The organism is Deltaproteobacteria bacterium, assembly GCA_003696105.1.
Lineage (GTDB): Bacteria > Myxococcota_A > Polyangia > Haliangiales > J016 > J016.
Genome location: RFGE01000072.1, coordinates 1 through 8,815, shown reverse-complemented (window position 1 = coordinate 8,815; position 8,815 = coordinate 1). Strand labels below are relative to the sequence as shown.

5 protein-coding genes and 1 pseudogene are annotated in these 8,815 nt (G+C 66.4%); 5 read left to right on the top strand and 1 reads right to left on the bottom strand.

Features of this window, described 5'->3' with window-relative positions:
- The 4 genes and pseudogenes from D6689_04740 to D6689_04725 all read left to right on the top strand — a co-directional run.
- Window positions 1–598: 4Fe-4S dicluster domain-containing protein (locus D6689_04740; protein RMH43592.1), on the top strand; the 598-nt coding region annotated here is incomplete at its 5' end.
- A 16-nt stretch (window positions 599–614) separates the two neighbouring features.
- Window positions 615–1,898: a molybdopterin oxidoreductase gene (locus tag D6689_04735; protein ID RMH43591.1), complete on the top strand. Its 1,284-nt coding sequence runs from the start codon at window positions 615–617 to the stop codon at window positions 1,896–1,898.
- Window positions 1,895–5,047 carry a twin-arginine translocation signal domain-containing protein gene (locus D6689_04730; protein ID RMH43590.1) on the top strand — a complete coding sequence of 1,051 codons (3,153 nt, stop codon included), beginning with the start codon at window positions 1,895–1,897 and terminating at the stop codon, window positions 5,045–5,047. The genes D6689_04735 and D6689_04730 overlap by 4 nt, the downstream gene beginning before the upstream one ends.
- 236 nt (window positions 5,048–5,283) lie before the next feature.
- Window positions 5,284–5,513 (top strand): annotated as a pseudogene (locus D6689_04725) (IS66 family transposase).
- A 67-nt stretch (window positions 5,514–5,580) separates the two neighbouring features.
- On the opposite strand, the gene D6689_04720 reads toward D6689_04725, so the two are convergent.
- Window positions 5,581–5,946: a hypothetical protein gene (locus D6689_04720; protein ID RMH43589.1), complete on the bottom strand. Its 366-nt coding sequence runs from the start codon at window positions 5,944–5,946 to the stop codon at window positions 5,581–5,583.
- A gap of 2,100 nt (window positions 5,947–8,046) precedes the next feature.
- On the opposite strand from D6689_04720, the gene D6689_04715 reads away from it, so the two are divergent.
- On the top strand, window positions 8,047–8,316 hold the full coding sequence (locus tag D6689_04715) for a hypothetical protein (protein ID RMH43588.1): 270 nt from the start codon (window positions 8,047–8,049) through the stop codon (window positions 8,314–8,316).
- The last annotated feature ends 499 nt before the right edge of the window (window positions 8,317–8,815 follow it).

The following is an 8,815-nucleotide window of genomic DNA, read 5'->3' as shown; positions in this document are numbered from 1 at the left end:
GGCGTGCACGGTATCGTGCGAGGCGGAAAACAACCTGCCGCCGGGCGTCGTGTACCGGCCGGTCATGACCGAGGAGATCGGGACCTTCCCGAACGTACGCAAGCGGTTCATACCGCGCCCGTGCATGCAGTGCGAAGACCCGCCGTGCGTGCCGCCGTGCCCGGTCGGCGCGACCTACCAGCGGCCCGACGGCGTCGTCGCGATCGACTACGACCAATGCATCGGTTGCCGCTACTGCGTGACCTCTTGTCCGTATGGCGCGCGGTCGTTCGACTTCGGCGAGTTCCACTCCGACGGCACGCCGTCGATTCCGGACTACGAGCGGCGCAAGACCTACGAATACGGTCGCGAGCGGCGCCGCGACCCGAAGGACCGATCGGCGTCGCCGATCGGCAACGCGCGCAAGTGCCACTTCTGCCTGCACCGGCTCGAGGTCGGGCTGCTGCCGGCGTGCGTGACGACCTGCCTCGGTGGTGCGACCTACTTCGGCGACCTGAACGACGAGGGCAGCCTCGTGACCGAGCTGATCGCCACCGAGCGGGTCATGCGGCTCAAGGAAGAACTCGGCACGCATCCGAAGGTCTTCTACTTGACGTGAGCGCGGGAGGCACACCATGAAGACGGCAAAGATCATCGCGCTCGCGATTCTCGCGGCGCTCGCGGTATTCGGCGTGTGGGCCGCCGGCGTCCGGCTCACCGAAGGGATGCGCGTCACCAACCTCACGTCGAACATGACGTGGGGCATGTGGGTGGCGTTCTACATCTACTGCATCGGCTTGTCGGCTGGCTCGTTCCTCATGTCGACGCTCGTCTACGTGTTCGGCATGCACCAGTTCGAGAAGATGGGCCGCATGGCGCTGCTGTCCGCGCTGTTCGCGCTGTTCGGCGGCTTGACGTTCGTGTGGATCGACCTCGGTCATCCGTGGCGGTTCTACAAGATCTTCACCGGCTGGCAGGCGTCGAGCGTGCTCGCGTGGGAGTCGCTGTTTTACATCTTCTATATCGTCGCGATCTGCACGGAGCTGTGGTTCCTGATGCGCTGCGACCTGGCGACGCTGCGCGACGGCGCCAGCGGCTGGAAGCGCGCGGTCTACGGCGTCCTCGCCCTCGGCTGGAAGTGCCCGACGACCGAACAGCAGCTCGCGGCGTGTCACGCGTCGAGCTTGCGCTGGGTCAAGCGGATCGGCGTCGTCGGCATTCCGATCGCGCTCGGTGTGCACGGTGGTACCGGTGCGCTGTTCGCGGTCGTCGCGGCCAAGCCGTACTGGTTCAGCGGACTGTTCCCGATCATCTTCCTCGTGTCGGCTCTGGTGTCCGGCTGCGGGCTGATGCTGTTTCTGTATGCCTGGTTCGGCCGGCGGGATGACGACTACGAGCGGATGGTGTTCGGGCTGCGCAACTTCCTGGTGCTGTTCATCGCCGTCGACCTGATCTTGTTCATCAGCGACCTGCTCGTCGGCACCTATGCGTCCATCCCGGATCACACCGAGGTGTGGCACGAGGTGCTGTTCGGCGACTACTGGTACGTGTTCTGGATCGGCCAGATCGGCATGGCCTGGCTCGGACCGCTCGCCATCGCGAGCGTGCGCGCAACCCGCACCAGCCCGGCGTGGCTCGGCATCGCCGGCGGCCTCGTGGTGGCCGGCATCGTCGCGGTCCGGCTGAACCTGGTGATCCCGGCGTATCTGCATCCGCAACTTCCCGGTCTCGACGAGGCGCTGGCACAGCCGCGCACGGCGTACGAGTACTTCCCGAGCGCAATCGAGTGGTTGTCTTCGTTCGGGCTGCTGGCGCTGCTCGCGCTCGCGTTCATCGGCGCGTGGACGCTTCTGCCGATGTACGACGTCTTGAGTGCCAAGCTGGCAGGCCGGGAGCGCGCCCAAGGAGGTGCAGCATGAGCGACAACGGCAAAACGACCCCCGTCTCCCGCCGCGATTTCATCCGCACCGCCGCGCTCGTCGGCGGCGCCGGCGCCGCGGTGCAGACCGCGTCGATGACCCTGTGGTCCGACGACGCGGCGGCCAAGGGCGATCCGATTCCGCCCGACTACGAACTCGCGAAGCCCGAGAACATCCTGTATTCGACCTGTTTGCAGTGCCACGTCGACTGCCAGATCAAGGCCAAGACGTGGGACGGCACGCTGGCCAAGCTCACCGGCAATCCCTACAGCCCGCAGAACTACCTGCCACACCTTCCGTATGACACGCCGCCGGCGCAGGCCGCGACCGCCGACGGCAAGCTGTGCGGCAAGGGCCAGGCCGGCATCCAGACCTACGCGGATCCGTACCGGCTGCGCCGCGTGCTCAAGCGCACCGGGCCGCGCGGCTCCAACCGCTGGAAGTCGATCTCGTTCGACCAGTTCATCAAGGAAGTGGTCGAGGGCGGCAAGTTGTTTGCCGACATCGGCGAGGACCGCCACGTGCCCGGGTTCAGCGAGGTGATCGCGCTGCGCGACGCGGAGGTGTCCAAGCAACTCGCCGCCGACGCCGCGCTCGTCGCCAAGGGCGAGCTGTCGGTCGACGAGTTCAAGAAGCGGCACGCGCAACATCTCGACAAGCTGATCGATCCGGACCACCCGGACCTCGGGCCGAAGAACAACCAGTTCGTATTCGCCGCGGGGCGCATCGAACACGGGCGCAAGGAGTTGATGAAGCGCTTCACCCACGACGCGCTCGGCTCGATCAACGCATTCGAGCACACGACGATCTGCGAGCAGTCGCACCACATCGCGTATTCGATGCTCAGCGGCCACAAGCTCCACCACATGAAGCCGGATCTGGCGAACTGCCAGTTCGTCATCTTCTGGGGTACGGGCGCGTTCACCGCCAACTTCGGCCTCACGCCGATGGCGGAGAAGGTCACGACTGGCCAGGTCGAGCGCGGTATGAAGACGTGCGTGGTCGATCCGCGGCTGTCGAACGACGCCGCCAAGGCCGACTGGTGGCTGCCGGTGCGGCCGGGAACCGACGGCGCGCTCGCGCTCGGCATGATCCGCTGGATGCTCGATAACGGCCGGTTCGACGCGCGGTTCCTCGAGAACGCAAACAAGGCCGCGGCCGCCGCGGACGGCGAGCCGTGCTGGACGAACGCGACGCACCTCGTGGTGATCGAGGAGGGTGAGGGACGGCGGCTGTTGAAGGCGTCCGAGGTGACCGTCGGGGGGGCGCCGTTGGGCACCGACGCGCAGGTGGTCGTGATGCGGGGCGGCACGCCGGTCGCGGTCGATCCCGAGGACGCGTCGACGCCGGTGGAAGGCGACCTGTTCGTCGCGACGCGCCTGGGCGACCACGAGGTCAAGACGGCGCTGCAACTGGTCAAGGAGCAGGCGTTCGCCCGCGACCTCGACGAGGTCGAGGCGATCACCGGCGTTCCGCGCCGGCAGATCGAGCGCGTGGCGCGCGAACTCACCAGCCACGGCAAGCGCGCCGCGGTCGAACTGTACCGCGGCCCGGTCCAGCACGCCGACGGCTACTACGCCGGTTCGGCCGTGATCCTGCTCAACCTGTTGATCGGCAACCCGGACCACAAGGGCGGCCTGTCCAACGGAGGCGGCCACTGGCACGAGTTCGGCGGCAAGCCGGGCAACGTCTACCAGTTCAAGGAGATGCATCCCGGCGCGCTCAAGGCGTTCGGCGTGCGCGTCACCCGCGAGAAGGCGCGGTACGAGGACAGCACGCTGTTCCGGGAGCAGGGCTATCCGGCCAAGCGCCCATGGTACCCGTTTTCCGGCAACGTCTACCAGGAGATCATCCCGTCGATCGCGCAGGGGTACCCGTACCCGGCCAGGATTCTGTTTCTGCACAAGGGCACACCGGTGTTGGCGACGCCCGCGGGGCACAAGCAGATCGAGATGCTGCGGGACCCCGCCAAGATCCCGCTGTTCATCGCGTGCGACATCGTGATCGGCGAGACGTCGATGTACGCCGACTACATCGTCCCGGACCTCACGTACCTCGAACGGTGGGGGACGCCGCACGTCACGCCTGACGTCGTCACCAAGACCAGCAAGGTCCGCCAGCCGGTGGCGCGTCCGCTCACCGAGGAGGTCGAGGTGGACGGCGAGGTCATGCCGCTGTCGCTCGAGGCGTTCCTGATCGCGGTCGCCAAACGGCTCGGCGTGTCGGGGTTCGGCAAGGATGCGTTCGGCCCCGGGATGCCGCTGGACCGGCCGGAGGATTTCTTCCTCAAGGCGGTGGCCAACATGGCGGTCGGCGATGCTCCGGGCGACGCCGTGCCCGACGCGGACGCGGCGGAGCTGGAGCTGTTCCGCGCCGCGCGGCGCCACTTGCCGGCGTCGGTGTTCGACGAGGCCAAGTGGAAGCGGGCGGTCAAGCCCGAACTGTGGCCGAAGGTGGTCTACGTGCTCAACCGCGGCGGGCGGTTCGCTCCCTACGAGTCCGCGTACGACGGCACGCTGATGAAGTCGAAGATGGCGGGCATGTGGCACATCTTCGTGGAGCACGTCGCCGAGCAGAAGAACTCCATGAGCGGCAAGTACTTCTCGGGGGTGCCGGTGTGGCGGGGGGCGTATGACTGCGCCGGCGACCCGGTCGAGGCCGGCGGCGACTATCCGTTCGCCCTCATCACGTACAAGGAGCCGTTCGGCGGCCACAGCCGGACGATCAGCAACTACTGGGGCAACCTCGGGCTGGTGACGACCAACCACGTGCTGATGAACCGGCGCGACGCCGCGCGGCTCGGACTGCGCGACGGCCAGCGCGTGCGGCTGGTGTCGGCGTCCAACCCGAAGGGGGCCGCGGACCTGGGCAACGGCCAGTCGGTCGAAATCGCCGGTCCGCTGTCCGTCGTCGAGGGGATCGTGCCCGGTGCGGTCGCCGTGTCGTGGCACTTCGGCCACTGGGCGTACGGCTCGCGGCCGGTGGAGATCGACGGCGTTCGCGTGCCCGGCGACGCGCGCCGGGCCGCCGGGCTGTGCCCGAACCCGGTGATGCAGATCGACCCGAAGCTCGGCGACGTGTGCCTCACCGATCCGATCGGTGCGAGCGCCTCGTTCTACGACACGCGCGTGGCGGTCGTCCCGGCGTAGACTCCGCGCGTAGCGGCCCGGGCCGCGGCGATCGGCCCGGGCCGCCACGCTCTGCCGCGACCACCCGGCGCGGCCGCCAAATCACGGCCAGCCTGGCCTCCATGCTGCCGGCGGAGTTTGATGACGCTCGCCGATCCCGACGGGCCCGGCACCATCGTCTGTCGCATGCAACGAGCGTCAACACGATGACGCCCAACGAGCTCATCCTACGCGGCGACGAACACCCGTGCGCCCATGTGCTCGCGCATCGGCAGGCGCTGTGGACCTTCGTCGCTGTCGAGGGCGTCGAGCCCACGAACCATCGCGCCGAGCGCGAGTTGCGCGCGTTCGTCTCGTAGCGCAAGCGCTCGTTCGGCAGCCAGCCCGAGCGGGCAATCGGTTCGCCGAGCGGTTGATGACCGTCGTACACACCGCGCGCAAGCAGCGCCGCGACGTGCTGGCGTTCCTGACCGAGTGCTGCCACGCCGATAGCGACGGCACCGACGCACCCTCGCGGTTTGGCCAACGCACCGCGCTGCGCACCGCCGCCTGAGCTACGCCTCGACCGCCGCAGTCGGCTGCGCGACCGGGACGTACGTCGCGTACTGGCGCTCGCCCACCGTGCGGATGCGGTCCTGCCGGCGAAGCCACGCTACCGCAACGCCGAACTCGCCCGGAGTCGAACCCTCCTGCCTCGCCAGCACGGTCATCGTCGCGCCCGGCGTCGCGTGCAGTGCCGCGTACAGCCGCTCGGCGAGCACCGCGATCTCCTCGGGCGCGCGACGCCGGCTCGGTACTCGCCTGGCCGCCGGTGCGTTGGTCCGCGCCGCGCTCGACGACCGGCCGGTGGCCGCCGCCAACGGGCGCGCGACCGCGGCGATTGCCGCCGCTCGCACCGCATCGATGTGCTCGCGCACCATCTGCTCGACGCGCTTCCAGGTCCGGGATGCTCGTGTGTGTCTTCGTGTTCCACGCATCGCACGCCGCCGCACGCGGCTCAACCAGGAGGCGTGGACAGTTACAATCGGCCCATCGACAACATCTCCGCGAGCTATGCTCTCGATTCTGAAGTTGATTGCGATTTTTAGTAATCTCGCACACAGGGAAAACTCAACCTCGCGCAACGCGTTTTAATTGTCGTAATGTCGCACACTATAAAAATGCTTGATTCGTTATTCCCACATAAAGCGTTTGACTAAAAAACGCCTTTGTTAAATGCTTCTCATGGCAAAGAGAATCCTTGTAGTGGCGGCACTGGCTATCGGCCTTGGAGTGAGTTCATTTTTCCTTGTTCAACGGAGCGCGAGTGCACGCGGTGCGGCAGCGGGCGGAATTGGTGCAGGTGGCATGGGCGCCAGTGTCCACTGCGCAGCATGTCTGCGGAACCGCTGCGCGAGCAGCACCTGGGGCTATGGCGAGGATTGTTTCTTTACTTCGTATGGCAGGTGCTACGTCGTCGGCCGCTGTTTTTAGGCGTCGCGTCCTCTAACTGCTTGCTATCGGCGAACCAGATGCTCTGGCGTTTCGGCGGGGCAATCGCGATGGTCGCGTGCGCCGCGTGTGGCCCATCGCGGCCTACGGATCACCCCACCAGAGAACAGCGAGCGCGAGGCGGGTCTGTTGGCGAACTCCCACCCCCGCGTTTGCTCGACGAGATTCAGCAAGGAATCGATAGTGTTCGGCTGCGAGTCGTCGATTGTGCGGACAAATTGCGCCAATCCGCAGATGTGCCATGGAATGGGCATAAGCTCGATCTGGTGGCCAGTCTTACTCTGACGTCAAGAGACGGCGTGGGAAAAGTTGAATCGTTTGAGTGTGATTGGCCACCATTTGTGCCGCCCGCGATACGCACCTGTATTGCAAGCGCATTTCTAGATGCGACATTCACTACGGAGAAGGACGACTTTACCGAAATGGTTTCTTTCCCGTTTTGTATCGGTGCGCCGTCTGTCTCTGTGTCCGACGAGGTCTCCCCAAATTGATGCGTGAGCGGTTGCGGGCCGTCTTCGTGGCGGTGGTACTCGGCGGTCTGGCAGCTCTGATGGGCTACTGCGTGCGTGACCGAAGCGACTCGGAGGCGGCGAATGAGGGGGGATCGGATGGGTTGCCGTCGCGCGACGCCGTAATCCGCGCAGCAGATCGCATTACCGGAAAGCGTCCTGTTCCTCCTCCGGTTCAGGGTACGCCTCGTGCGGGGCGTGCAAGCCCAGCGCGGGACGGTATTTCGGATACGATTGGCAACCCTATGCATCCAGACTACGATCCGGTGGTATTTGCGAAAGCGCGAGGGTTGCCGGGTCGCATCGTGTTTGACCGCGAAGCGCGCGACGAACAATGGGCGCCGAAAATGGAGAAGATTGTCGGTCGGCACATCGCGGACGATCTCGCGCTGCTCGCTCCGGACGCCGAGGTTGGCGATATCGAGTGCAGGCAGAGTTCATGCCGAGTTGACCTGTTTGTGACTCCTGAACAACTGCTTGCTTTGAATGGGCCGTACCCGGCGGCCTCGTTGAGCGATCACTCTGGAATCGGTTGTTTTGCAAGCACCGGCGATGGCCGACAGCACATATGCTTCCACCTGTTTTTTTCCAGAGAGCACCGCGATCCGGATGCCTACGAATCCTGGTACGAAAGACACCGCGCCGAATTGCTGAAACGCCTCGAGGACCGCGGTGAACTACCTGATGCGCTCAGGGACCGGAAGTAGAGCGGGGACGGTAGCACTTGCCCTCGTCGCATCCGTAGTGTCCTATCGCGCCATTGGCTGGCTCGTTCGTTCGGGCGGTGAAGGCGAATCGGTCGCCGTCACTTCGGAGGGCACAATCGCGGCGGCTGCCCGGCAACGAGCGCCGTCGGCGCAACCCACAGCGGCCAAGGCGAATTCGCGTATGTCGTTGTCCGATGTCATCCGACAACTTAGCTCGACAGGCCAGGTCCCGGTGTGGTCACCGCAAGATGTCGCCGCCCTGGAGGCGCCCGAGGCCGTAAGGGCTATGAGGCGCGCGTTGTCGTTCGCACTCATGGACGACGCGGAAAAACTCAGAGCCTGCGTCGCGGGGGCAACGCTCGTCGAAGCCGACGTGATGATTCGCTTCGACGTACAGTCGACGAGCAAGGTGCTGAATGCGTCTTCGCCGCGCCTTACCGAAGCACCGCACGAGATTCGGCGTTGCCTCGAGGGTGCGTTGTCATCCCGCTACGAGGCCGAAGCCGCAGACGGCGAGCGATTCTTGCCGGACTACAGCGGCGCGTTGGACCTTTTCGTGCGCATTCGCGCATCCGTCGAGTAGATCCGACTCCGAAACAACCGGCTGAACCGCCTCGGGATTTCCGGAGACTCGGGCGCGTGAGTCCGACCTTCATGGCCGGAGCGCCGGCGCCCACCCGGGTTGATGTGCCCGGCCCGCACCGGGGTGGATTTGCCCCGCCGGCCCGGACCCGGGTTGGGTTCGTTCGCCGGCGCCCACCCGGGTTGATTTGCCCGGCTCGCACCGGGGTGGATCTGCCCCGCCGGCGCGGACCCGGGTTGGGTTCGTTCGCCGGCGCCCACCCGGGTTGATGTGCCCGGCCCGCACCGGGGTGGATTTCCCCGCCGGCCCGGACCCGGGTTGGGTTCGTCTGCTGGCGGGGCCGGCGTCGCGGCCGGCGACGCGTCCGGCGGCTGCACGCGGCGGGGCGTGTCGGCGCCGCGGGGCGCGCGGCGGGCGATCGCGCGCGGGTCGTTCGTTTGCGGTTGATCGCGCCGCGGGAGCCGAGTACCGTAGATCTCCTGATGACGCGCAGCTCCGC

Bases quoted from the DNA above. Each gene is read 5' to 3' on its own strand.
- D6689_04715 (RMH43588.1), top strand. From the start codon at position 8,047: ATGGACGACGCGGAAAAACTCAGAGCCTGCGTCGCGGGGGCAACGCTC.
- D6689_04735 (RMH43591.1), top strand. From the start codon at position 615: ATGAAGACGGCAAAGATCATCGCGCTCGCGATTCTCGCGGCGCTCGCG.
- D6689_04720 (RMH43589.1), bottom strand. From the start codon at position 5,946: ATGGTGCGCGAGCACATCGATGCGGTGCGAGCGGCGGCAATCGCCGCG.
- D6689_04730 (RMH43590.1), top strand. From the start codon at position 1,895: ATGAGCGACAACGGCAAAACGACCCCCGTCTCCCGCCGCGATTTCATC.